A 24,929-nucleotide genomic window follows, 5' to 3' on the forward strand; every position below is an offset into this window, starting at 1 on the left:
TCCTGCCGTCAGACGTTATCCTCCAGCAGATACCTGGCTTTTGGAATGGTCACAATATCTTTACAGGCTTTTATTTTCTTTCTCAATCTGGCTATATGCACGTCCACAGTTCTGGTTTCCCCATAATACTCGCTGCCCCACACCATATTAAGCAGCCGGTCTCTTCCTAAAACTACATTTCTGTTTTTTAAGAAAACAGAAAGCAGGCTAAATTCCATTGGCTTTAGGGAGATTTCTTTTCCGTCCTCATAAACCTTATGCTTAGCCAAGTCCATGGTTAAGCCTTTGTAAATTAAAAGGGAGGACAATTTCCCGTTTCTCTCTAAAGCCTTTTCCATCCGCACTAAAAGCTCCAGCACCTCAAAAGGCTTTACAATATAATCCTCTGCTCCCAGCTTCAGCCCCTTTACCTTAGACCCTACGTCCGCCTTGGCTGTAAGGTAAATTACTGGAATCTTATATTTTTGAAAATAATCCATCAGCTGAAATCCATCCTTTTTAGGCAGCATAATATCCACCAAGGCCAAATCCGCAGCCTCCCTCTCATATTTTGTTAAATAATCCTCTGCTTCTTTTCCGTCCTCACATATTTCCGTCTCATATCCCACAGCCTCCAAATTCATGGCCAGCAGCTGAGAAATAGCACCTTCATCCTCTATAATCAAAATTTTATTTTTCACCTATCATACCTCGTTACACAAAAAATTCAGGAGACCCCGACTCCCTTTACCCTTTCTATCATACTATATAAGCTGTAAAAAAACTTTGCCAAAATGTAAACATGTAAACATTTTCTGGAAAAGGTTATAATATGCAATCAAGTTAACATAATTTTTACAGTGTGATAATAAGCAGATATTTCCCCAAACAAAAATGTTATATAAAGCGACATTATTCGATGCACTTTATTCTTTACTTTAATATTTATCCTAGAAGGCAAAAAAATATTGGCTGTTAATAAACTTTCTGGTATACTAATAATATTAGTATTATATTCATTACTTTTAAGAGGGAAGAATTTATATGGGATTCTTGGGGTTATTTAAAAAGAAAGAGGATGAAAACATTACGCTGCCGAACAATGACGCAGAGAGATGGATCGTAGGCACTTATGCTATGTGGTCTGAATATGCTGAGGGGGACTGGCATTATTTTGCAGGCTCTACGAGAAAAAGCTATCCTGAAGGGGCTTCTATGCGCGTTATGCTTCGCAGGGATTGGGATGTTTCCGATAAAAGCGCTCTTTTAGAAATGGTCAACTATCTGACATCTAAGTAACAGGGAAAGGCCTGCGCAGAAGAAGAGATTGCTTCAGGGGCGTGGAATCTTTGCCGCGCAACTCAGCTTCTTGGAATGGGCTTTGTAGGCGGCTATATTGATCGTGAGGAAATGATAGCAGAATCTTTTAAAATCGGACAGCTTATGCAGAGTTTGTATCATTCCTGGTCTGATTTGTACGACAGCTATTTAAAGGGATATAAGGAGTAGAGAAGCAGCCAGGGCGACGATGGACAAAGCAACATCGCTGAAAGGGAAAGAATTATGTCTGAAACTAAAAAATGCTCCAGACGGCCCTTGTTCTTTGCCATGGCAGCTGGAGCTTAAATAAAACAATATTGTTATTTTTCACTGTTTGTGATAAAATTTATAGGAACAGATATTTTCTGTTTATGAGAAACTGCCTTTTAAAGGCCGCCTGTACTGCCCCACAGTACAGGCATTTTTAGTTTAATAAATGCTTGTTTTTAATGTATAAACAGCATCATTACTGTCAAAACCAGCTGGGCGGATGACAGAAACAATGATAATTTTTCGTAGAGAGTCATCCTACCACCTCCTTATATGTATTTGACAGAAAATATCTGATATCCTTACTCTTACCTGGTTTTATACTTAAATACAAAATCCTTTACATCTTTTTCCAAGCCCTTTAATTCCAAAATAAACTTCAAATCCTCCTCAGAGGCCTGACCTACTTTTATTTCGTTCTGCTTAGTTTCTATCTTTTCTACTGTGCTCTGCAAATCATTTAAAATACTCTGGTAAATTTCCTGAAACTCCGTTGAATCCGAATGCAGCTTTAAGACTTCCTGGTAAATGCCGCCCCGTTTGTCCTCTGATATCTCAAAAAGGTCTTTCTGTTTCTCGTCTGTATCCTGAGAAAACGTATCAGTCATAATATGACGGTCATAATATGCAGCCCGTTTATCAAACTTAGGACCCTTTGTATAATATCCTCTTTCCGGATTCCTTAACTCCCCGCTTTTACACATGTTGGTAAAGGCGCCTGAAATCTGACCGCTGGAGCATTCCATCCCTTTTTCCTTCAGGACTTTTTTTATATACTGTTTAATGTCTGCAACTAAATGTGTATTTCCGTCTTTCACACTTTCTCGAATGAGCAGTCGCAGGTCATTACTTGTAGCCCGATTCTCCAATTTTCTTCCTTCCTTTCATAAATTATGACTTTTTCTGCTTATTCTCTTTATTTTTATAAAATTCTAAGTCTGTCTGAAAAACGATATTTGATTTGTTTTCCAGTTTTTTCTAACTTATTATGTTTATTCTAACACTATGCCTTACATGTGTCAATATATTTAACATTTTAGATTATATTTTTGTTGCTGGTTTTTACTAATACAAATGCTCAATCTATAACAACTTTTGCATATAGAATAAAAACGGAATCCAGGGTGCAAAAAGGACTGCTGCAGACGAATCAATCTGCAGCAGCCTTTTTACACTGCTTTTCTTATTTTACATAAACCACAAATCTTCTCTTGTGGTGGAAATAGCGTCCGCGCCTGCTGAAAATGCTGATATCATATCTTTTTTATCACATAACAGGCCGCTGGCAATTAAAGGAATATCTATACTTTCCTTAATTTCCTTAATAATTTTTGGCATCACGCCTGGCAGAATTTCCAAAAAGTCTGGGCGAAAGGTTTCCATCTGCTTTTTCGTCGTAGCAAGCGCCATAGAATCAATCATAAAGGTTCTCTGGCCTCCAATCATTCCAAGGGAAATAGCCTTTTTTACCATAGCCGGCTTGGTGCTGATAATTCCGTCTGCCTTTGTATTTTCCCTGAGAAAATCTACTGCGATTTCCTTAGAATTCAGCCCTGATATCAAATCCGCATGAACAATAGCAATTTTCCCCTTATCCTTAATTCTGTCTACTATATCTGCAATATTACAGATTGTCCCATACAGCACAAATACCATTGAGCTTTCTGATTGGAAACATCTTTCCATCCCTTTATCATCTTTTACAGCAGCAATTACCGGCGAACTTTCCAGCAGGTCTATTACTTTCATATTGTCTTCCCCTCTCGTTGCTTCTTTTAATGAAAAACTCTCTACCTTTCCAGAACTGACTTTGTAGCAATAACAGGAACATGAGTTCCGCCGCAATTTTCAATTAATATATCTCCTATATGAACGGGAGCGCATACCTTTGCCTGCAAAATCTCTTCCATACAGTCCATAATTTTATTTTTAGGAATATCCTCCTTTGTCTTTACAGAAACCCGGGTCATCTGCCCATTTTCCACTTTAATACTAGATGTGACAATTCTGGTAGGATTTGTAACTTCCTTTTTTGCATAAGTTTCTCCTCTGGGACATGTATTTCCTTTCACTTCAATTTCATCTTCATGGACAGACACTGTCATTATACATCCTAAGGGGCAGCCAATGCAAATCATTTCTCTGGTTTCCATACTAATCCACCTCCGTACAAACCACAATTTTCTTCAAATCACCGTATGCCTCCAGACTGCTTTTCTTCAGAACCAGCTGTTCCATTTCTCCGGGGGCCAGAACCTTCTTTTTCCGATGAATCACCCGCTGGTCATTAAAGTATACAGAAATATATCTGTCTTTATATACGTCCCCTACCCTGAAGCGGACAGTGATTTCATCCGGCATCTCTTTTACATTTAATTTCTGAGGCACTGTATAGCGCACTCCGTTTTCCCCTTTTAATTCCACCTCAGGCAAAGCCCTGTCTTTTCTTCCCTCTTTTGCAAATACAGCCGCATTTTCTCCTGCCAGCGCCGCCTCCTCTGACACATAATCTACTAAATCATGGACGTGAAGTACATTTCCACATGCAAACACGCCTTCAATACTGGTTTCAAACTGCTGATTTACTACAGGACCGCTGGTAACAGCATTTAATGAAATATCTGCACATCTGGAAAGCTCATTTTCCGGTATAAGGCCTACAGACAGTAAAAGGGTATCGCAGTCATAATGGATTTCCGTTCCAGGTATTGACTTTCTGTTTTTATCCACCTTAGCCAGAACAATTCCGCTTACCCTGTGTTTTCCTTCAATTTTCACTACTGTGTGCTCTAAAAGCAGGGGAATTCCATAATCGTCCAGACATTGAACAATATTTCTTTTTAACCCTCCGGAATAAGGCATAATTTCTGCCACTGCTTTTACCTTAGCTCCCTCTAGCGTCATACGTCTGGCCATAATAAGGCCAATATCTCCGGAGCCTAATATTACAACCTCTTTTCCTACAGAAAAACCTTCAATGTTTACAAGTCTTTGAGCTGTTCCTGCAGAGTAAACTCCGGCCGGACGAAAGCCTGGTATATTTAAAGCTCCTCTGGCCCTCTCTCTGCAGCCCATTGCCAAAACAATGGCCTTGGCCTTTATAGTAACCAAACCTTCTTCTGAATTAATATATGTAATTTCTCTGTTCTTTGTAATTTCAATAACAATAGTGTTCAGAAGATATGGGATTTTTTCCTTTTCAATCATCTGGATAAAACGGTAGGCGTATTCAGGTCCTGTCAGCTCCTCCTTAAACGTGTGAAGGCCAAATCCATTGTGAATGCACTGATTTAAAATGCCTCCCAAAACCCCGTCCCTTTCCAGAATCAGAATATCCTCTGCTCCTTTGCGGCGGGCTGCCGCCGCTGCCGCCGCCAGGCCGGCAGGACCGCCGCCGATAATTACTACGTCATGTTCCCTCATAGTCATTCCCCCTATTTACGCCCTGTCAGCATCTGAGAGCCGTCTCTGTTTTTACAAATATTCTCCATTGGTATCCCTGTTTCCCGTTCTAAAATTTCCATTGTTTTAGGAGTGCAAAATCCGGCCTGACATCTGCCCATTCCTGCTCTGACTCTTCTTTTAATTCCGTCCAGGGATTTAGCGCCTAAAGGCCTTTTTATGGCGTCCACAATTTCTCCCTCGCTGATCTCCTCACATCTGCAGATAATGGTTCCGTATAAAGGATTTTCCTGAATTAATTTGGCCCTTTCTTTGTGGGACAGTGAGGCCACTCTGGGAATCCCTTTTCTGGTTTGGCAAAACTCCTTTTTCTCCTTTGCCCCCGCCTTTTCTGCAATAGCCTGGGCCAAATATTTTCCAATAGCCGGGGCAGCCGTAAGCCCTGGAGATTCAATACCTGCCGCGTCGAAAAATCCTTCTGCGTCCTCCGGTTCTCCAATAATAAAGTCGTCCCCGTCCTCATGGGCTCTTAAACCTGCAAATGAAGTAATCGTCTGGCGGAGAGGAATATTTTTTACACTGATCCCTGATTTTTCTATTACATCAGCTAATCCAGGCTCTGTGGTAGCTGTATTCTCCTTATCATTAATATCTACAGCCGTAGGGCCTAACAACAAATTGCCGTGAACTGTAGGAGAAACTAAAACGCCTTTTCCATACTTTCCCGGAAGCTGAAAAATAGTGTGAGATACCAGCTTGCCTCCCTCTTTATCTAACAAACAATACTCTCCCTTTCTAGGCGTAATATGAATTTGCCTGCCGCTTACCATATTGTGATAAACATCTGCATAAACGCCTGCCGCATTTACTACATATCTGGCCTTTACTTCCCCGGAGGAAGTAAAAAGAGCATATCCTTCATCCATTTTTTCTACTTTTTTCACTTCCTCTGAAAAACGAAATTCCACGCCGTTTGTACAGGCGTTTTCCGCCATAGCGATTGTCAGCCCAAAGGGACACACAATCCCTCCCGTAGGGGCGTACAGCCCTGCGTAAACCTGCTGTGAAATATTAGGCTCCATCTCCCTGACCTGGTCTCCGGATAAAAGCTCCAGACCTTCCACCCCATTATTGATTCCCTTTTCATACAGTTTTTCCAAAGCCGGCATATCTTCCTGTGCAAAGCACAGCACCAAAGACCCGTTTTGGATAAATTCAAAGTCCAATTCCTTAGAAAGCCCTTCCATCATCTTGTTGCCTTCCAGATTAAACTTAGCCTTTAACGAGCCGTTCTCTGCGTCATAGCCTGCATGGACAATGGCGCTGTTGGCCTTGGAAGTCCCTGAGCAGACATCCTCCTCCTTTTCTAAAAGGCATATATGTAAATCATATCTGGACAGTTCTCTGGCAGTACATGCTCCTACTGCCCCTCCTCCGATTACCGCCACGTCATAGTCAAATTTGCTCATATTATTTCTCCTTGTTTTCAGCCTTCATATAATCCTCAGCCCAGCCCCATGTACACCGGACGGCCCGTCTCCAGCCCTTTAACAGCTTATCTCTTTCCTCCGGCTGCTTTTGGCCGGAAAAGGAGCAGGCTTTTTTCCAGTTTCTGCAGATCTCTTCCTTGCTTTCCCAGTACCCACAGGCCAAACCTGCCAAATAGGCCACTCCTAAGGCTGTAGTTTCAATGCATTCCGGCCTTAATACCTCAGCCTCCAGCAAATCTGCCTGAAATTGGAGCAAAAAGCTGTTGGCGCTGGCGCCTCCGTCTACCTTTAAGGTTCTCATACAAATTTCCGAATCCTGCTCCATGGCTTTCACAAGGTCGTATACCTGATAGGCCAGGGATTCTACTGTAGCCCGTATAAAGTGCTCTTTGCTGGTTCCCCTTGTAAGCCCTACAATAGTACCTCTGGCATATTGCTCCCAGTACGGAGCCCCTAAGCCTGCAAACGCAGGGACAACGTAAACCCCCGCCGTATCTTCCACCGCCCTGCAGTATTCCTCTGTCTGGGCGGCGCTTTTAATCATTCTCAGTTCATCTCTCAGCCACTGGATTGCCGCGCCGGCTACAAACACACTTCCCTCTAAAGCGTACTCCACATGGTCCTTCATGCCTACTGCAATGGTAGTCAGCAGCCCGTTTTTAGACGTTACCGCTTTTTCCCCAGTGTTCATAAGAGTAAAGCAGCCTGTTCCGTAAGTATTTTTTACATCCCCTGCCTGGAAACAGCACTGTCCAAATAAAGCGGCCTGCTGATCTCCCGCTACTCCCATAATCGGGATATGGCCTCCTAGCACCTCCTCTGACGCGTAGGCAAACAGTCCTGAAGAAGGCAATACTTGAGGCAGCATACTTTCCGGAATTTTAAAATAATCCAGGATTTCCTTATCCCAGCAAAGCTTGTGAATATCATACAGCATGGTCCGGGAAGCATTTGTCATGTCTGTAACAAAATTTTCTTTATTGCTAAGATTCCAAATCAGCCATGTATCTACAGTTCCAAACAGCAGCTCGCCTTTTTCTGCCTTTTCCCTGGCGCCTTCCACATTTTCCAGTATCCAGGCCACCTTGCTGCCGGAAAAATAAGCGTCCGGTATTAAACCTGTTTTACTTCTTATTGTTTCAGATAATCCATCCTCCTCCAGCCGGCTGATCATATTGGCAGTTCTCCTGCACTGCCATACAATAGCGTTATACACAGGCCTTCCTGTGATTCTGTCCCACACAATTGTCGTCTCTCTCTGATTAGTAATTCCAATGGCTGCAATTTCGTCTGTGTGCGCCCCTATAGCCCCCATTGCCTCCATGATTACTCCCAGCTGGGAAGACCATATTTCCATAGGGTCGTGCTCCACCCACCCTGGCTGGGGAAAATACTGAGTAAACTCCTTTTGGGCCGAGCTGCATATATTCCCTTCTTTATCAAATAAGATGCACCTGGAGCTTGTTGTCCCCTGGTCCAATGCCATCATATATTTTCTCATCACTGTTTATAACCCCTTTTTATTAGCTGCGCCAGTATTAAAATACTCTTACATTCTGTTTTTCCAGCTGCTGCTGCACCTTTTTAATATCTACCTGAGAGGTAGTAACCCCATCCTTTACAGATACTGCCGCCGCAACGCCTGCCGCCTGGCCGGTAACTGTACAGCAGGACATATTTCTAAAGGATGTATGGGCAATAGGCTCGCCTGAAATACACCTTCCTGCTACCAGCAGATTGTCTATTTTCTGAGGCAGAATACATCTGTAAGGAATCTGATAATATCTTCCTGTTAAAGGCAGATACATATACCCTCTTCCGTCAATAAATTCAGGAAAGATTCCAATAGAATCTTCAAAACGTCCCTGTTCAAAAATATCCTTTTTCCCTAATTTATAATGTCCCTCAATTTGTCTGGACTCTCTGGTGCCTAATGTCATTCCAAAGTTTCTCAGCTTTGCATTCTCAAATCCAGGCACCTTTTTCCTTAAAATATCCAGGCAGTACATGGCGTTTCTTCTGCCCTGAATCTCTGCTTTTGTCAAATCCTCCACATCTGTGCAGTCAATATTTCCCAGGAAAACAAGATTCAGCTGAGTAACCTCCCCTTCTGCTGTGATGCTGCTCCAGGTTCCTCCCAGGCAGGCTCCCTCTTCCTTTGGCACCAATCCGTCGTTTACTGCCTCCACAAAAGGCCTTTCAATATAAGGACTGAACATATCATCCTCTTTACCTGTGGTTTCTATGGACCAGTAGCCTCCCCAGTCTTTATAGGTTGGCTTCAGCACATTTTCCACCCAGTCATTAAACTTCTCTACATCTACGCCTTTACAGTTAAATAATGTAGTTACATTCATCAGCTGCTCCTTAGGAGCTTTTGAAAATGGGGCTCCTGCCAGGGCCGCAATATCTGCGTCGCCTGTACAGTCAATTACTCTTTTAGCCAGTATAGCCCGTCTGCCGGATTTACTTTCTGTAATAATTCCTTTAATCACCCCGTCTTCCACAATGGCTTCCACAGCCAGACAGTGAAGAATCGGCTTCACTCCGGCTTCCTCTACCATTTGATCTGCAATATATTTAAACATATCTGCATCTAATGCTGTGCTTTCTGACTGGCACTCCTTCTGGCCTCCCATGGCCTTTGCCCGCTCCTCATACTCAAACACAAGCCCTCCGGCCTCATTTGTGCCTTCATGGCGGTACCATGCAATAGCTTCCACTCCTACCTGGCTGATTACGCCGCCAAAGCAGCCGAATCTTTCACACAAAATTACTTTCACGCCTTCTCTTGCAGCGGCAATTGCAGCAGACAGGCCTGCAGGTCCGCTTCCCACTACTAAAACGTCGCATTCTGCGTGAACTGGAATCTGTTTTTCTTTTTCATTAATATAATTCATCACAATCTCCTTTTATTTTTCACTTATCTAACTATGGAAAAAGAGCTGGAAACTACGTTTCAATCACTCATTGTCCCGTAACCCCCAGCTCTTCTCTCTCAGGTTTCTGCTATATTATTCTTCTTCCTCTTCTTCCGGCGTACCATAAATCCGGTTTCCCTGCTCTATACCGTCTGGGAAATCTTTCTTTAACTGTTTAAAGAATGCAATAATCAAGGCTCCAATTGCAAAGCATATTGGGAATCCAGTTACTATGGATACTGTCTGCAGCGGCTGGAGAGCGCTTGGATTCAGCAAATATAATCCTAAAGATACAATACCTGCCAAAATCAGCCAGAATGCCATATTCCACTTCTGTGGGTCCTGATCGCCCTTCATCTTTTTCTCTGAAGCTGCCGCCAGAGAATATCCTACTGAACAGTGACCAGTAATATAAGAAATTAAAACAAGGGCTGTAAAGAATACTACTACTACAGGGCCGCCTGGCACATTGCTGAACATATCTACAACTACGCCGCCTCTGTCTCTTTCTGCCAGGGATGTAAACAGATCAACAGTTCCGCTTCTCTGAAGATAAATTCCCATATTAGGCAGTACCATATAGAACATCATACATCCTAAAGAACCTGCAGATAATGCTCCGATTACCATTTGACGAATTGTTCTTCCCCTGGAAATTTTTGCAATAAACAAACCAAATGGAAGAGCATATACTGCCCACCAGGACATATAAAATACTGTCCATGTCTGAGGGAAGCCGCCGTCTCTGATAGCGTCAGTCTGGAAGCTCATGTAAACGTAATTCTGAAGCATTAAGCCAAGAGCGTCTGTGGACTGATTAAAAATAAACCATGTAGGTCCAAATAATACAATAAATATTAACAGAATAATAAATCCTTTTACGTTCCAGTCGCTAAGCTTAGACACACCTTTCTGCAAGCCAATAACAAGAGCTGCCAAAGGAATTAAGGTCCAGGCTGCAATTACCAATATATCAATCAGCACATTGCTGGAATCCATTCCAAACATGTAAGCAATACCGCTGGCAATTGGAGGTGTTCCTAAAGCCAGGGAAGTAAGAACTCCGCCTAACAAACTAAATATGTACAGGAAGTTCAAAAGATTTCCCCAAAATCCATCTGCTTTTTTGCCAATCCAGGGACGCGCATAATCGCTCATTTTCAGGTTGCTTTTCTTCTTTACATAATAGAAATATCCAATCGGAACTGCACACGCTACGTAAATGCCCCATGCAGACGGTCCCCAGTGGAACATTCCGTATGCAGAAGCCCAGCGGTAAGCGTCAATACTTTGTGGGTCTAAGCCAAATGGAGGGTCCTGCACAAACCAGATCCATTCAATTGCCGCCAGATATAAAAGGCTTCCGCCTGAACCTGACGTAAGAACCATTCCCAGCCATGTAAATGTGGAATAAGCCGGCTTGTCGTTTTCATCGCCTAATACAATGTTTCCAATACGTGAAAATGCAAAGTATAAACATAATACCAGCAAAATTACAGTTACCACCAGGAAAAACCATCCCAATTCATGTGTAGAAAAGGCATGTACCTGATTCAGAATTTCATTACTTTTCTCCGGGAAAATAAAAAACAATAATCCACACAAAAGTGTTACAATTGTTGCCGGCCAGAATACTGTCTTGTCAATTCCCTTTCCAAAATTTTTCACTTTCTAATTCCCCCTTATTCTTTTTTATGTGAGGTGAAGGTGAACCTTTTATTTTTCCCTTTTCCACTTATCCTGCGAAAGGGCAAAAAAAATGCAACATCCTCCCTGGGGTGAATGTTGCGTACTCTTTTTCTCCTCACAATCATTATGCTTACATTTTACACTTTTTTAATATTTTTGTCAATTACCTGTTGATTTTTTGTATAATCTTAATGATTTTTCCTTCTTAAAATATACAATTTAACTAAATTCAAGCAATCTCCTTCACATCTTTTAATTCTCCTGTATATTCTCTCATTCTGTGAACTGCGTAAAGCATAACCAGTAATTCTGTAATAGGCATAGCCAGCCAAAGAGCGTTTGCTCCCGCTATTACCGGAAGAATCATAATTAAAATACCGCTTATAACAAGCCCTCTAAATACAGACACAATAAACGCTGCCTTTGGCTTTAAAATCGCCTGAAAATAATAGGCGGAGAAAATATTTAAAGGCAGTATAAGGAAGGAGGAGGCATAACATCGGATAATTCCAGGAGCTATTTCCAATATTTTTTCTGTAGGGCTCATAAAAATTCTGATATACAGGTTTGGATATATAAAGCTTAACGCCACCCAAAACACACCGAAAAATGTGGTTGTGTATAAAGCGTATTTTAACGTTTCCTTGATCCTCATTCCCTGGCCGGCTCCGTAATTGGTGGAGACAATCGGCTGGGACGCCTGGCCTACACTGTAGGCGCAGCACTGTACAAAAGTGCTTATATTAATAATGGGGCCGTAAATAGCCAGCGCATCTGTTCCCAGATATTTCATAATCTGCCTGTTAAAAAGCACAGTTAAAATCCCCATAGCCACATCTATAAAAAATGTGGAAAAACCGGTAACAGAAATCTCCTGCAGCTTTTTCACTATATTTTCCGGCTTTACTAAAGCCAAAGAATTTTTACGGCTGAAAAAGTGAGTAATCATAATAAGAAAGGAAATGGCTGAACCTATGGCCGTGGCCAAACCGGCGCCGAAAATTCCCATATTAAATGTAAATACAAATATATAATCGCCGAAAATATTAAAAATGCCGCCGCCTAACACGCCAATGGTAGCTAACTCCGGGTTTTTGTCATTTCTTAAAAATGCTGCCAGCATTTGATTAAACAAAAACAGTGGAAATACAAATTTAATAGGATACATATATTCTTGCGCCAAAGGCAATAATGTACTGTCAGCTCCAAAAAACATTAAAATCGGCTCCTGAAAAAGCAGCACTGCCGCCCAGGCTATCACTGATAAAATAATTGAACCAATCAGCGCAGCAGTAAAATACTGGTTCTCATCTCCCTGTCCCCTAATTCCCCCTCGCTTTGTGCTGAAAATAACGGAACCTCCAATCCCCATTAAAAGTCCCAGGCTGTAAATAATGTTCCACACTGGAGCAACCACAGCCAAAGCCGCCGTTCCATTAGGGCCCTGGTACTGACCTACCATAGCCATATCTACAATGGAGTAAATAGAAGTAATCATAGCGCTTCCAAACGCCGCTTTTAAATATTTGCAATAAATAGGTTTAATACTGCCGTTCAGAAAATCCATTTTTCATTCCTCCTTTCATTTCTATACCTATAAATCAAAAAAGCCAGATAAGAAACAGACATTTCAGTCTGTGCCTTATCCAGCTAATTGTCTCTCTGAACAATTTACCCTCCGACTACGCAGTCGGTATCATAACAGGTAACTCTCCAAAAGTCAACTGTTTTTTTATTGTTATGAGCACTTAGAATCCGTATTTTGGATTCTTACATGGGATACATGAAAAATAGTTCACGAGGTTCTTCACGAGTGTTACTATTTTTTATGCTGCCTGCCAAGCTTTTATTTACACAGGTGGGCTGTTATAATTGTATAGCTATATGAGTTGACCGTTATTTTTACACTGCCAGTCTCACAATACCAGTTCTTCCCTTGTTTATAAATATGGCAATCACTGTCTAAAATCTTATCTTTGCAGTATTCAACCACATCAACTGTATTTATTTTTAGGTTTCTTTTAATTCTGTCAACACCCATTTCCGTTGTATGAAGCTTATTAATATTGTCCAGTAATGTTTTTTTATCTTCCATTCTTTGCTTACTTGCAGTTTAAGAGTTGAGGGGAGATTACCTGCCCCTGTGCTTCTGTTTCCTTTTTTGTTGTTTCAGTTCAAACTTCCTCTCTTTCTCCGCTTCCCGCTGTTCTCGGCTTACAGCCTTACGTTCAGTTTTCAACTGTTCCTGCTGCAATTTTAAAACCTGCTGTGAGCTTGTGCTTATGCCAACATTTTCCACCTGTTTCCGCACCTCACGCTGCACCCGTTTCGGATTGCGGGCAGCTTCCTTTACATCAGCTGCCACAGCCAGGCCAAATCGCAGATCACAGAAATTCTTCAGAACAAAATCATATACTTCATAGTCTTTCGGCTCCGCCCCAAAAGTTATCTTGCATACAGATAACTTGTAATCTGCTTGGAAACTATATCCGCCAAATGAAATCTGCCAAGCTATCGCTTTCTATCTTTCGCCCAGCTCATTATCAACACAAAAAACCTTACCGACTTTCAGCTTCATTTCTGAAAATCAGTAAGTTTTTTTGCTATTAAAGTATTCTATTATCTAATAAGTGATACCTGAACTGTCGCCAAATCGTTGCCGATTATTAAGTAAATTTACTTACGCTTCACATAAACATTGGGTTTTTACGACCTTTATTTTACTCAAACTCAATCGTCGCAGGGGGCTTCCCTGTACAATCATATAACACTCTGTTTATTCCCTTTACTTCATTAACGATTCTGTTCGTTACTTTGCCTAAGACCTCCCACGGCAGTTCTGCTGACTCGGCGGTCATAAAGTCAGAGGTCAGCACTGCGCGAAGAGCGATGGCATAATCGTAGGTGCGGCCGTCTCCCATGCAGCCGACGGAACGCATGTTAGTTAACGCTGCAAAGTACTGGCCTAAGCTTTTGTCAACTCCTGCCTTGACGATTTCTTCCCGGTAAATTGCATCTGCTTCCTGGACGATTTTTACTTTTTCTGCGGTGACTTCACCGATAATACGCACGCCTAAGCCTGGGCCTGGGAAAGGCTGTCTGTATACCAGGTATTCTGGTATTCCCAGCTCCAGTCCTGCCCTGCGCACCTCGTCCTTAAACAGCAGGCGCAAAGGCTCAATAATTTCTTTAAAATCTACGCAGTCAGGAAGTCCTCCTACATTGTGGTGGGATTTAATAACTGCAGATTTGCCCAGACCTGATTCAATAACATCTGGGTAAATCGTTCCCTGAACCAGGAAGTCTACAGAGCCAATTTTCTTTGCTTCCTCCTCAAATACACGAATAAACTCTTCTCCAATAATTTTGCGCTTTGCCTCCGGTTCTTCTACTCCAGCCAGCTTGGCATAAAAACGGTCCTGGGCATTGACGCGGATAAAGTTTAAATCATAATGGCCTTCTGGGCCAAATACAGCTTCCACCTCGTCGCCTTCATTTTTTCTCAGCAGGCCATGATCTACAAATACACATGTCAGCTGCTTGCCCACTGCTTTAGAAAGCAGCACTGCTGCCACTGAAGAATCCACTCCGCCTGAAAGGGCGCAGAGCACACGACCTGTTCCGACTTTTTCCCGTATTTCTTTAATAGAAGATTCTACAAAAGAATCCATCTTCCAATCGCCGACGCAGCCGCACACATTATAGACAAAATTAGACAGCATTTTCATGCCTTCTTTTGTATGGGCTACCTCCGGGTGGAACTGAACGGCATATAAATTTCTTGCTTCACATTCCATAGCTGCTACAGGGCAAACTAAGGTATGGCCTGTAATGCGGAAACCTTCCGGAACTGTCTCAATGTAATCTGTGTGGCTCATCCAGCACACAGTTTCCGGGGAAACCTCCTGGAAAAGCTTTGCAGAAGGCTCTACCTGTACCTCTGTATGGCCAAATTCACTTACAGGGGCAGTTTTTACTGTTCCCCCTAAAAGATAACTCATCAGCTGTGAACCGTAACAGATTCCCAATACTGGAATCCCTAAATCAAATATTTCCTTTGAACATCTTGGAGAATCTTCCCCATAAACGCTGTTTGGGCCTCCGGTAAAAATAATACCCTTAGGCTCCATCTCCTTAATTTTATCCAATCCTATATTGTAAGGATGTACTTCACAGTAAACATTGCACTCTCTCACACGTCTGGCAATTAACTGATTGTACTGACCACCAAAGTCCAGTACAATAATCATCTCTCGCTTCATGGGAAGCCTCCTTTGTCTCATACTCTTATGTCTGTTTCGCTTTTGCCGGTAAAAAATCAACCACCAGAACAATATGTCTGATCCTTAGGCCATATTATCTTCCCATACTCCGGCTGATCTTTCATTGACGTACAAAAATCACCCCGGCAAAAACCTGCTTTCCCATTATAAAATAGGATTTTCAGAATGACAAGGATTTCCTGTTCTAATTTTTCTGATTCCCTGTTTTTCACAAAGATCAGAGAGCGGATATGATTTTTACTGTCATAATCTCCTGCTGAAATTAATCCTCGGTTTTCAGTTTTTCCTTATCCTGAAGATATTTTTTAATATACCTGCCGGTATAAGAAACCGGGCTTTCCGATACTTCCTCAGGAGTTCCCTGGGCAATTACAGTTCCCCCTTTATCTCCTCCTTCAGGACCAATATCTATAATATAATCTGCTGTTTTAATTACATCTAAATTGTGTTCAATTACTACAACTGTATTGCCCCCGTCTGAAAGCCGACGGAGAATTTCAATCAGCTTGTGTACATCTGCAAAATGCAGGCCTGTAGTAGGCTCGTCTAAAATGTAAATAGTCTTTCCCGTACCTCTTTTGCTCAGCTCCGTAGCCAGCTTAATTCTCTGGGCCTCTCCTCCTGACAGCTCTGTGGAAGGCTGTCCCAAACGGATATAAGAAAGTCCTACGTCATTTAATGTAGCGATCTTTCTGTAAATAGAAGGAACGTTCTCAAAGAACTTTAAAGCTTCCTCCACAGTCATGTTCAGCACGTCATAAATACTTTTTCCCTTATATTTTACTTCCAGGGTTTCCCTGTTATATCGTTTTCCGCCGCATACCTCGCATGGCACATACACATCCGGAAGGAAATGCATCTCGATTTTTATAATACCGTCTCCGCTGCAGGCTTCGCACCGGCCGCCTTTTACATTAAAACTGAATCTTCCCTTCTGATATCCTTTGGCCTTGGCATCTGTTGTGGAAGCAAACAGATCCCGGATCATATCAAATACTCCTGTATAGGTGGCGGGATTAGATCTTGGGGTACGGCCAATAGGAGACTGATCAATAGCAATAATCTTGTCCAGCTGCTCTACTCCTTCTATACACTTATGCTTTCCGGGAATCGTTCTGGCCCTGTTCAGCTTCTTTGCTAAAGCTTTATAAAGAATTTCATTTACAAGAGATGACTTTCCAGAGCCTGAAACACCTGTGACGCAGGTCATAATCCCTAAAGGAATCTTCACGTCAATATTTTTCAGGTTGTTTTCACAAGCCCCCTTCACTGTAATAAAGCCAGATGGCTGTCTTCTCTCCTTAGGCACAGGAATCTGAATCCTGCCGCTTAAATAAGCTCCAGTAATAGAATCCTTACACTTCATAATCTGCTTAGCAGTGCCCACAGCTACAACATTTCCACCATGTTCGCCTGCTCCAGGTCCGATATCCACAATACAGTCGGCGGCCATCATAGTGTCCTCGTCATGCTCAACTACAAGCACGCTGTTTCCTAAATCCCTTAAATGAAGCAAAGTTTTTAAAAGCTTATCATTGTCTCTCTGATGAAGTCCAATACTTGGCTCGTCTAAAATGTAAGCTACCCCTACAAGGCCAGAGCCGATCTGAGTGGCAAGACGGATTCTCTGAGCCTCCCCGCCAGACAACGTTCCCGTTGCCCTGGACAGAGACAAATAATCCAACCCTACATCTATAAGAAAACTGACTCTGGCTCTGATTTCTTTTAAAATCTGAGCGCCAATAGCCAGCTGCATATCTGTCAGCTGCAGATTGTCCATAAACTGACGGAATTTCACAATGGACATATCAGTGGCATCAAAAATATTTTTATCTCCTACAGTAACTGCAAGAGATTCCTTTTTCAGCCTTTTTCCTCCACAGGCAGGACAAGGAGTAATTCTCATAAATGTTTCATATTCTGCTTTAGAGTTTTCGGAAAACGTCTCCCTGTACCGGCGGGCCACATTTTTCAGAAGCCCTTCAAATGCCACATCGTAAACTCCCTCGCCCCTTTGTCCCTTATAATATACTTTTAATTCCTTTCCGTCAGTACCGTGAATCAGCACATCGTGAATCTTTTTGGGATAGTCCTGAAAAGGCGTGTCCAAATCAAAATTATATTCTCTGCACAAAGCGTCCAAAATAGCTCTTGTAAAGCTTCCCTTATCAGTACATGACTGCCAGCCTAATACAGTAATTGCCCCCTGATTGATGCTTAACGTTTTATCTGGAATCATCAAATCCTCATCAAATTCCATCTTATATCCCAGACCGAAACACTCGGGGCAGGCTCCAAACGGATTGTTAAAAGAAAAGCTTCTAGGCTCCACCTCGTCCACACTGATACCGCAATCCGGGCAGGCAAAATTCTGGCTGAAATTAATAGTCTCCCCATCTGAAACATCCACCATCATCAGTCCGCTGGATAAATTCATTACAGTCTCAATAGAGTCAGTCAACCTTTTTTGTATTCCGTCCTTCACAATCAAACGGTCCACCACTATTTCTATATTATGCTTAATATTTTTATCCAGCTTAATTTCCTCAGAAAGCTCATATAAATTGCCGTCGATTCTCACACGCACATAGCCGCTTCTTCTGGCATTTTCCAAAACCTTTACATGCTCTCCCTTTCTGCCCCGCACTACAGGCGCCAACAGCTGAATCTTTGTCCGCTCCGGCATCTCCATAATCTGATCTACCATCTGGTCCACAGTCTGCTTTTTAATTGCTCTGCCGCACTTTGGACAGTGGGGAATCCCGATCCTGGCATAAAGCAGTCTCATATAATCGTAAATCTCTGTAACTGTTCCTACTGTAGATCTGGGATTTCTGTTAGTCGACTTCTGGTCAATAGAAATAGCGGGAGAAAGACCTTCTATGTTTTCCACATCCGGCTTTTCCATCTGCCCTAAAAACTGGCGGGCGTAGGAGGACAGGGATTCCATATATCTGCGCTGCCCCTCTGCATAAATAGTGTCAAAAGCCAGAGAAGACTTGCCCGAGCCGCTGAGGCCGGTTAATACAACCAGCTGGTTTCTGGGAATATCTACTGAAACATTTTTCAAGTTGTGCTCATTGGCACCACGTATTTTTATATATTGCTTAGCCATTGTAAATTCCTTTCAATCTGCTTAACATTTTCCGGCTGTATTGCCTGCCGGCTAATTGGTATTCCAAAAGTCTGCAGCCAATATACCTGCCAAAACCTGCAGAATTTTAAGTATTCACATTATATCACAGTTCCTTTTACTTTTCAAACATTTGTTCGATTATTTTCTCTAATAAAATCATCCCTATATTATGTCCAAATAATGAATGATCTTACATATTTATTTGACTTCCTTAATTTGTACCCTTCCAGCAAAAAAATCCCTCGGACAGAGCTATTTTCTCTGTGATCTCTTTCATATTTTCCGACAGATTATAAACAGTCAGGTTCAGACAATCCCATTCAAAAACCAGCAACACGTCTTCCTCTGAAAACAATATGTTTAAGGTGCCGGAGTGGTTTTCCATAATCTCACTGACAGCGTTATTGATATCCTCAGGCTTGGGATTGTGGTTCCACCCATTCCACAAAATAGAGGCATGGTAATAACACATCATTTTTAATATAATATTGACATATTTATTTTTCATTTCAAAGCGTTTTTGGCTATTAAGCAAGTAATACTCCACATCAAAAAAATGCCTGTTGGCAGCCTTCTCAACTCTTTGGGGTAAAAAGTCAATAACATAACACGGCTTTTTTAATATACAGTCCAGTCTCTTAAATTCATCCTCCACCTGCTGATCACCTCCAGAATTTCAATTTATGCCTTTATTCAGTTTTAAATCTAACATTTCGTTTCCCATTTTATCACAATTTTATAAGCCAGAAAAGCTGGCGCAAAAAACGGCATAGCCAAAGCCGACTATGCCGTATCTTATAAAAATATTTTCCCAGAGATTACAGTTCAACGTCTCTGTTGCAGTCTTTTGAGTAAATATATGTAAAGTTTGTTCTGCCGCAGCCGTAAGCAGCCTGTGGGCAATAAGCTCCAAACCATACAAAATCATCTTTCTTGATCATCTTCCACTCATCATCTAACAGGTAAACGCCTTCGCCTTCCAGGATGTACATACCATGTTCCTGAACGTGAGTCTCAACAAATGGATGGCATCCGCCTGGAGCAAAGGAAAGAATGTGCATGTTCATGTCAAATGCCTTATCTACTGGAAGCAGATCCTTAATAAATACATTTTCCATGTTGTCATAGTATGCATACTCAATTTCATTTACATTTCCAAAGTAAACGTATGGCTCGCCAACGCCTTCTGCCGGAATGTAAACCTGTTTGTACAGAACTGCCTTCATTGGCTCAGAACCTGTATTCTTAAATTCCAGACCAACACCTGCAGGAGCGTAAATATAAGCGCCCTGTGGAGCGTCATATTCTTTTCCGTCTACTGTAAAGCTTCCATGTCCCTCTGCAATAAACATAAATGTTTCAATGTTAGCTTCTGTGCCGAATTTCTTTGTTGTGCCGCCGTTTGGCTCTGCTACAACTAAATACTGTACAAAGCTTGCGCCGTACTTTGGAGAAGCGATAATACTTACTTTACATCCCTCAATTCCTGGAATTACATTATTTACTAATCCCTCTGGAGGAATTACTACGAACTTACCTGGTTTAATAATAGCTCTTGTTGATAAAATGTCACTTGGATATCCCATGATTTTCTACCTTCCTTTTCTTTAAAGTTTTATCTAAAATCATCTTTACTCCAAAACTTATGTAAAAATGACTAGTTGGCCTCTTCTTTCTTTGTCTCGCTGTAAAGAATTACTGCCACATACTCCAGATCAATATCTCCAATATTTCTGATAGAGTGGAAATCTCCGTCCTTGCAGTGTGTCATATCGCCAGGGCCCAATTCCTGAATATTGCCATTGTCATTAACTTCAGCTTTTCCTTTTAAAATATAATATGTCTCGAAATCCCCTGCATGTGTATGCTGTCCAATAGAACCGCCTACAGGGATGATGCTGATGCCAAACAGTCTTCCTGTTCCGTGCATCTCATTTGGCTCCAGAATGTTTACCACTCTGGTTGTACCGTCGCCTCCTTTTAAATGTGGCTCCAGTGTTACGCTCATTTCGTTGGCTCTCTTAATCATACTTCCCGTTCTCCTTGTCATTTTTATTTTTTAAAAATTTACCGACTATTTCCCAAATAGACTAAGCTATTTGTTCAAAAAGCCGACACATTTCACAACTATAAAAAATCCGTTCGCGTGGTCGGCCTCTTTTTACTATTCATTATATCACATTTTTTTCAATTTACAATAGCTTTTTTCTAACATTTATTGTATAATCAAGGTATTAAAAAATCATTCGACCACTTTTTTAGTCAGAAAGGATAATACTCATGGAGAAAATGACTGAATATCAAAATGCTGCATCGGAAAATATTCTCGATCCTTCCTGCATACATGAAAACCTCCTTCTTTTAAGACGGCGCCTTATGCTTTCCCAGGGAGAATTCATTGCAAAATATCTTTCTTCCGAAAGCGGCAAACCATTATTAAGCATTTCCAAGCTGTCTAATATTGAAACTAAGGGCGGTAAGGATGCTTTGCAATATTCCCGTATTATTGCAGACAAGCTGTCTGTAGATGCCAATATTTTTCAGCTGTCCCCAGACGCATTTGCAAAAAATATTGAGCTATTTATAGAAACTCAGTTAAATAGCGGCAATTCATCTACAAATATTACAGACCTGGCTCACATGGTGCAGAAGACCAGTTATGTAGAGACTCTTGTACATGTTATGTGCGATTATTTAACTGATTCTCTAATTGCAGGAAGTTTAAAACCAGGGGATAAACTTCCTTCAGACCGGAATCTGGCAGTTATGTTTGGCGTAGGCAGAACTGCGATCCGTGAAGCTCTGAAGGTTTTATCTGTTTTAGGACTGGTGCGCATTCTTCCAGGCCAGGGCACCTTTGTCTCCTCTTCCAGTTCCAGTTTTCTAACAGCGCCTCTCTCTTGGACCTTCCTTCTGGGAGAACATAATCTGGAGCATATTTTAACTGTCCGTGAAATGCTTGAGGATGCTTCCTCCCGTCTGGCGGCCACTTATGCCACTGAGGCAGATATTGAAAACCTGACAAAGATTTTCAACGCTGCCAAGGACGCGTTTTCAGCCAGTAATTTTCAGCAGTTTTTGGAATACGATATTGATTTCCATTTAGCCATCGCCAAGTGTTCCCACAATCCTATTATTTACAATTTACTGCTTACATCCAGAAAGCTGATTACCCATATCAGCAAAAGCGGTATGGTGACGATTGAGGATTTAATCGCTATTGACAGGGAGCACACTGCTATATATGAAAGTATTGTAGCACATGATTCTGTTAATTCTAACGCTATTATGCGCCGCCATCTGGAAAGCTCTGCCAGAAGGTATCACCTTTAAGGAGCTCGCCCTGAATATTTAAAAATCAAAAAGTTGGATCAGGTCCACATTTTCTGTAAGACCTTTTCCAACTTTTTATAACATTTTTAATAATCTTAATTATCTAATACAATTCCTCTTTCCGCAGCCATAATATGCGCCTCTTCATCTGTAATTCTCACAATCTTAAATCCTGTAAATGCATACAGAACCCCGAATAATAAAGAGCAGAAGCACAGAACACAATACGGAAGATACTCTGTTGTGGGAACCCCTAATGTGGTGGCCATGTAAAGACCTGCAGCCGACCAGGGGATAATCGGTCCTGTCATGGTTCCTGAATCCTCCAGGGAACGGCAAAGTACAATAGGGTGAACCCGCAGTTCTAAAAACTTTTTCATCATTAATTCTGTAGTAATAATTTTGTTTAATCCGTCGGAGCCAGTGAGAAGGTTGATAATAATACACTCGATTTCCGCTAACAGCACCGCCATGCCGCAGCTTTTGATTCTGTTGGTAAGCTGTCCCATGGCCGCGTCCATCATACCTGTGCCAGTAACAATTCCTGCAAATCCCATTGCACAGAAAATAAATGCCAAAAAGCTTCCGTTATTAGACAGGCCGCCTCTGTTGAGAAGTTCTGTTACGTTTGGCAGTAAAGCCTCTGTATCTGTCCTCAGCATAGATACATTAAATCCTGTCATAGTAGACTGAAGCCCCTGCTGGAAATCCAGTCCCTGGTAAAATGTTCCGATTAAAAGAGCTGCTACTGAGCTGATAAGCATTGCAGGCACTGTAGGCTGTCTTAAAAAGATGGCTAATAAAATCACTGCCATAGGAATTAAAGGAAGGATTCCAAATCTAAATAATTCATCCAGCTGTGACAGCATAACCATACTTTCTGATGAAATTTCTCCTGTTGTGTCTAAATTAAATCCTAAGAACAGTAAGAAAATCAATGTGATAACCGTAGACGGAACTGTAGTCCACAGCATATATTTTATATGGTCATATAAAGGAACTCTTGTAACTGCGGCAGCCAGATTCGTTGTATCTGAAAGAGGTGAAAGTTTATCGCCAAAATAAGCTCCTGTTACAACAGCCGCAGCCGTCATTGCCGGGGGCACATCTAGTCCTGCGCCCACTCCCATGAGAGCCACGCCAATGGAAGCTGCCGCTCCCCAGGAAGCTCCCGACACATATGACAAAATCGCCGTAGCTACAAAGGCAATAAACAAAATAAATTGAGGACTAATAAACATCATGCCGTAGTAAACCAGCATAGGCAGCGTGCCGGCAAAGCACCATGTTGCAATCATAAATCCTACAAAAATAACTATCAGTACAGGAGGCATTACTGCTGCAATCTTATCTACAATACATTTCTCCAGCATCTCCCAATTATATCCTAAGCGCACCACTGCAATTATGCCGGCAAAAGCGGCTGAAAGCAGCAAACAGACTTCTGTAGGCCATTGTAAAAGTCCTTTTCCTATAGCCAGCACAACAGCCATAAATAATATTGGTATAATGGACTCTCCAAAAGTAGGCTTCCTCACTTCTCTTTTCTTCTTCTCTTCAGACATGTTTCCCCTCCATTATTTAAAAATCCTATCCTAAAAATACACCCTGGCGCTTTAATTCGTCCTGAACCTTCCCAATGTCCACCTTTGATACCGGCTGCTCCTCTTTTAAAGATACAGCTGCAGCTGCTCCGGCTCCCTGCCCTGTGACAACGCAGCAGGCCATATTTCTAAAGGCGCAGTGCGCTGCCTTATCCCCTGAAATTGTTCTTCCGGCCACCAACAGATTTTCTACATTGTAAGGCAGAATACAGCCGTAGGGAATCTGGAAATACCTTCCTGTAGTAGGAATAAATAAGTAATTTAACCCGTCTACAAATTCTGGGAATATGCCAATAGAATCCTGGAATCTGGCTTCATTTAACACATCCTCTTCTGTTAAATAATAATGTCCCTGAATCTTTCTGGATTCTCTTGTGCCAATAGACATTCCGAAATTTCTCAGTTTAGCATGTTCAAATCCAGGTATTTTCAATTTCAAAATTTCTAAAGCCTTTAAAACGTGGTCCCTTCCCTGAATTTCCGCTCTGGTTAAATCCTTTACATCAGTACAATCATAATTTCTCATAAATACCATGTTCATCTGGGTAACATCGCCGGTTTCATCATCAATGGTACTCCATGTGCCTCCTAAAGCCACATTTTCATCTGGCTGTATTAATCCCTCCTTCACAGCCTCTATAAAAGGCTTTTCCACAAATGGGCTGAACATATGCTCTTCTTTTCCCGATGTAATCTGGTTCCAGCATTCTCCAGACCAGTCTCTGTATGTAGGTTTCAGCTCATTATATATATAATCTTTAAACTTCTTTGTATCCACGCCCCTGCAGTTAAACACCGGAGTTACATGCATAAGCTTTTCTGTTTCCTGCTTTGTATAAGGCGCTCCTGCCATTGCTGCAATATCCGCGTCACCTGTACAGTCTATTACTCTTTTAGCCAGAATTGCCTGGCGGCCTGACTTACTTTCTGTTATTACGCCTATAATTTTATTATCCTCAACAACTGCAGCTACTGCATAGCAGTGGAGAAGAGGCTCCACCCCTGCTTCCAGTACCATTCTGTCAGCTACATATTTAAACATTTCTGCATCTAAAGCCTGACTTTCAGACTGAATTTCTTTTGAGCTGGCTCCCATGGCCTTAGCGGTGTTTTCAAATTCCAAAGTTAATCCTCCCGCCTCCACAGTTCCCTCATGGCGGTACCATGCAAAACCCTCTACTCCTGCAATGGTTATATTTCCCCCAAAACACCCGTACTTTTCCATCAGAATCGTTTTTGCACCTGCTCTGGCAGAAGTAATGGCTGCCGCTAAACCAGAAGGCCCTCCTCCCACTACCAACACATCTGCCTCTGCTAAAACAGGAATCTCCCTTGCCTGCTCCCTTACTGCCGTCATAATCTTCTCCTTTCTCAAACCTGTGCTTTGCCCCGCACAAAGAAAAAAAGCGCAAGCATAATGTAGTATTTCTACACAACGCTTGCGCTCTTATTCCCTTTGCAATGTTAATGATAAACAGAATATAGCATATCTTGTTTATTAT

General features: G+C 41.9%; 20 protein-coding genes and 2 pseudogenes. 3 read left to right on the forward strand and 19 right to left on the reverse strand.

Annotated features, from left to right (window positions below; translation table 11 throughout):
- Positions 1-8 precede the first annotated feature (8 nt).
- Positions 9-680, reverse strand: coding sequence for a response regulator transcription factor (locus C1A07_RS05545; protein ID WP_101876227.1), 672 nt, complete (start codon positions 678-680; stop codon positions 9-11).
- Between the two features lie 343 nt (positions 681-1,023).
- Between C1A07_RS05545 and C1A07_RS05550 the strand changes: the two genes are divergently transcribed.
- Positions 1,024-1,278 (forward strand): hypothetical protein, encoded by a 255-nt coding sequence (locus C1A07_RS05550; protein WP_101876228.1) that lies wholly within the window; start codon positions 1,024-1,026, stop codon positions 1,276-1,278.
- Positions 1,279-1,299: 21 nt separating this feature from the next.
- Positions 1,300-1,488 (forward strand): annotated as a pseudogene (locus tag C1A07_RS05555) (DUF1266 domain-containing protein); the annotation flags it as partial.
- A 389-nt stretch (positions 1,489-1,877) separates the two neighbouring features.
- Here the strand turns inward: C1A07_RS05555 and C1A07_RS05560 are convergent.
- From C1A07_RS05560 to C1A07_RS05635, 16 genes and pseudogenes are all read right to left on the reverse strand, one after another.
- Positions 1,878-2,438 carry a hypothetical protein gene (locus C1A07_RS05560; RefSeq protein ID WP_101876230.1) on the reverse strand — a complete coding sequence of 187 codons (561 nt, stop codon included), beginning with the start codon at positions 2,436-2,438 and terminating at the stop codon, positions 1,878-1,880.
- Between the two features lie 319 nt (positions 2,439-2,757).
- Complete coding sequence (locus C1A07_RS05565; protein ID WP_101876231.1) at positions 2,758-3,318, reverse strand: glycerol-3-phosphate responsive antiterminator; 561 nt, start codon at positions 3,316-3,318, stop codon at positions 2,758-2,760.
- A gap of 41 nt (positions 3,319-3,359) precedes the next feature.
- The gene (locus C1A07_RS05570; RefSeq protein WP_101876232.1) at positions 3,360-3,722 is read right to left on the reverse strand and encodes a DUF1667 domain-containing protein; all 363 of its coding nucleotides are present in this window, start codon (positions 3,720-3,722) and stop codon (positions 3,360-3,362) included.
- 1 nt (position 3,723) lies between these two features.
- Positions 3,724-4,992: an NAD(P)/FAD-dependent oxidoreductase gene (locus tag C1A07_RS05575; RefSeq protein ID WP_101876233.1), complete on the reverse strand. Its 1,269-nt coding sequence runs from the start codon at positions 4,990-4,992 to the stop codon at positions 3,724-3,726.
- An 11-nt stretch (positions 4,993-5,003) separates the two neighbouring features.
- Positions 5,004-6,440, reverse strand: a complete 1,437-nt coding sequence (locus C1A07_RS05580) for an NAD(P)/FAD-dependent oxidoreductase (protein WP_101876234.1) — start codon at positions 6,438-6,440, stop codon at positions 5,004-5,006.
- Between the two features lies 1 nt (position 6,441).
- The gene (gene glpK, locus C1A07_RS05585; protein ID WP_101876235.1) at positions 6,442-7,962 is read right to left on the reverse strand and encodes a glycerol kinase GlpK; all 1,521 of its coding nucleotides are present in this window, start codon (positions 7,960-7,962) and stop codon (positions 6,442-6,444) included.
- A gap of 37 nt (positions 7,963-7,999) precedes the next feature.
- A complete protein-coding gene (locus C1A07_RS05590; protein WP_101876236.1) occupies positions 8,000-9,361 on the reverse strand; it encodes an FAD-dependent oxidoreductase in 1,362 nt (453 codons plus the stop codon).
- Positions 9,362-9,475: 114 nt separating this feature from the next.
- Positions 9,476-11,050: a BCCT family transporter gene (locus tag C1A07_RS05595; protein ID WP_101876237.1), complete on the reverse strand. Its 1,575-nt coding sequence runs from the start codon at positions 11,048-11,050 to the stop codon at positions 9,476-9,478.
- 250 nt (positions 11,051-11,300) lie between these two features.
- Complete coding sequence (locus tag C1A07_RS05600; RefSeq protein WP_101876238.1) at positions 11,301-12,638, reverse strand: MATE family efflux transporter; 1,338 nt, start codon at positions 12,636-12,638, stop codon at positions 11,301-11,303.
- A 279-nt stretch (positions 12,639-12,917) separates the two neighbouring features.
- Positions 12,918-13,166, reverse strand: coding sequence for a DUF3781 domain-containing protein (locus C1A07_RS05605; protein WP_101876239.1), 249 nt, complete (start codon positions 13,164-13,166; stop codon positions 12,918-12,920).
- A 36-nt stretch (positions 13,167-13,202) separates the two neighbouring features.
- Positions 13,203-13,541, reverse strand: a pseudogene (locus C1A07_RS05610) (YjdF family protein); the annotation flags it as partial.
- A 250-nt stretch (positions 13,542-13,791) separates the two neighbouring features.
- Positions 13,792-15,333 (reverse strand): glutamine-hydrolyzing GMP synthase, encoded by a 1,542-nt coding sequence (gene guaA / locus C1A07_RS05615; protein WP_101876241.1) that lies wholly within the window; start codon positions 15,331-15,333, stop codon positions 13,792-13,794.
- A gap of 283 nt (positions 15,334-15,616) precedes the next feature.
- The gene (uvrA, locus tag C1A07_RS05620) at positions 15,617-18,469 is read right to left on the reverse strand and encodes an excinuclease ABC subunit UvrA (RefSeq protein ID WP_101876242.1); all 2,853 of its coding nucleotides are present in this window, start codon (positions 18,467-18,469) and stop codon (positions 15,617-15,619) included.
- Between the two features lie 232 nt (positions 18,470-18,701).
- Positions 18,702-19,145, reverse strand: coding sequence for a hypothetical protein (locus tag C1A07_RS05625; protein WP_101876243.1), 444 nt, complete (start codon positions 19,143-19,145; stop codon positions 18,702-18,704).
- A 163-nt stretch (positions 19,146-19,308) separates the two neighbouring features.
- Complete coding sequence (gene allE, locus C1A07_RS05630; RefSeq protein ID WP_101876244.1) at positions 19,309-20,076, reverse strand: (S)-ureidoglycine aminohydrolase; 768 nt, start codon at positions 20,074-20,076, stop codon at positions 19,309-19,311.
- Positions 20,077-20,147: 71 nt separating this feature from the next.
- The gene (locus C1A07_RS05635; RefSeq protein WP_101876245.1) at positions 20,148-20,519 is read right to left on the reverse strand and encodes a cupin domain-containing protein; all 372 of its coding nucleotides are present in this window, start codon (positions 20,517-20,519) and stop codon (positions 20,148-20,150) included.
- Positions 20,520-20,770: 251 nt separating this feature from the next.
- Here C1A07_RS05635 and C1A07_RS05640 point away from each other — a divergent pair, with 251 nt between their 5' ends.
- Entirely contained in the window at positions 20,771-21,823 is a 1,053-nt protein-coding gene (locus C1A07_RS05640) for a FadR/GntR family transcriptional regulator (protein ID WP_101876246.1), read from the forward strand.
- A gap of 95 nt (positions 21,824-21,918) precedes the next feature.
- Here the strand turns inward: C1A07_RS05640 and nhaC are convergent, their stop codons facing one another.
- Positions 21,919-23,388: a Na+/H+ antiporter NhaC gene (gene nhaC, locus C1A07_RS05645; protein ID WP_101876247.1), complete on the reverse strand. Its 1,470-nt coding sequence runs from the start codon at positions 23,386-23,388 to the stop codon at positions 21,919-21,921.
- Positions 23,389-23,413: 25 nt separating this feature from the next.
- Entirely contained in the window at positions 23,414-24,784 is a 1,371-nt protein-coding gene (locus C1A07_RS05650) for an FAD-dependent oxidoreductase (protein ID WP_180952187.1), read from the reverse strand.
- Positions 24,785-24,929 lie beyond the last annotated feature (145 nt).

It is taken from the genome of Lachnoclostridium edouardi (assembly GCF_900240245.1).
Lineage (GTDB): Bacteria > Bacillota > Clostridia > Lachnospirales > Lachnospiraceae > Lachnoclostridium_A > Lachnoclostridium_A edouardi.

Bases quoted from the DNA above. Each gene is read 5' to 3' on its own strand.
- C1A07_RS05550 (WP_101876228.1), top strand. From the start codon at position 1,024: ATGGGATTCTTGGGGTTATTTAAAAAGAAAGAGGATGAAAACATTACG.
- C1A07_RS05565 (WP_101876231.1), bottom strand. From the start codon at position 3,318: ATGAAAGTAATAGACCTGCTGGAAAGTTCGCCGGTAATTGCTGCTGTA.
- C1A07_RS05570 (WP_101876232.1), bottom strand. From the start codon at position 3,722: ATGGAAACCAGAGAAATGATTTGCATTGGCTGCCCCTTAGGATGTATA.
- C1A07_RS05575 (WP_101876233.1), bottom strand. From the start codon at position 4,992: ATGAGGGAACATGACGTAGTAATTATCGGCGGCGGTCCTGCCGGCCTG.
- C1A07_RS05580 (WP_101876234.1), bottom strand. From the start codon at position 6,440: ATGAGCAAATTTGACTATGACGTGGCGGTAATCGGAGGAGGGGCAGTA.
- glpK (WP_101876235.1), bottom strand. From the start codon at position 7,962: ATGAGAAAATATATGATGGCATTGGACCAGGGGACAACAAGCTCCAGG.
- C1A07_RS05590 (WP_101876236.1), bottom strand. From the start codon at position 9,361: ATGAATTATATTAATGAAAAAGAAAAACAGATTCCAGTTCACGCAGAA.
- C1A07_RS05600 (WP_101876238.1), bottom strand. From the start codon at position 12,638: ATGGATTTTCTGAACGGCAGTATTAAACCTATTTATTGCAAATATTTA.
- C1A07_RS05605 (WP_101876239.1), bottom strand. From the start codon at position 13,166: ATGGAAGATAAAAAAACATTACTGGACAATATTAATAAGCTTCATACA.
- guaA (WP_101876241.1), bottom strand. From the start codon at position 15,333: ATGAAGCGAGAGATGATTATTGTACTGGACTTTGGTGGTCAGTACAAT.
- uvrA (WP_101876242.1), bottom strand. From the start codon at position 18,469: ATGGCTAAGCAATATATAAAAATACGTGGTGCCAATGAGCACAACTTG.
- allE (WP_101876244.1), bottom strand. From the start codon at position 20,076: ATGGGATATCCAAGTGACATTTTATCAACAAGAGCTATTATTAAACCA.
- C1A07_RS05635 (WP_101876245.1), bottom strand. From the start codon at position 20,519: ATGATTAAGAGAGCCAACGAAATGAGCGTAACACTGGAGCCACATTTA.
- C1A07_RS05640 (WP_101876246.1), top strand. From the start codon at position 20,771: ATGGAGAAAATGACTGAATATCAAAATGCTGCATCGGAAAATATTCTC.
- nhaC (WP_101876247.1), bottom strand. From the start codon at position 23,388: ATGTCTGAAGAGAAGAAGAAAAGAGAAGTGAGGAAGCCTACTTTTGGA.
- C1A07_RS05650 (WP_180952187.1), bottom strand. From the start codon at position 24,784: ATGACGGCAGTAAGGGAGCAGGCAAGGGAGATTCCTGTTTTAGCAGAG.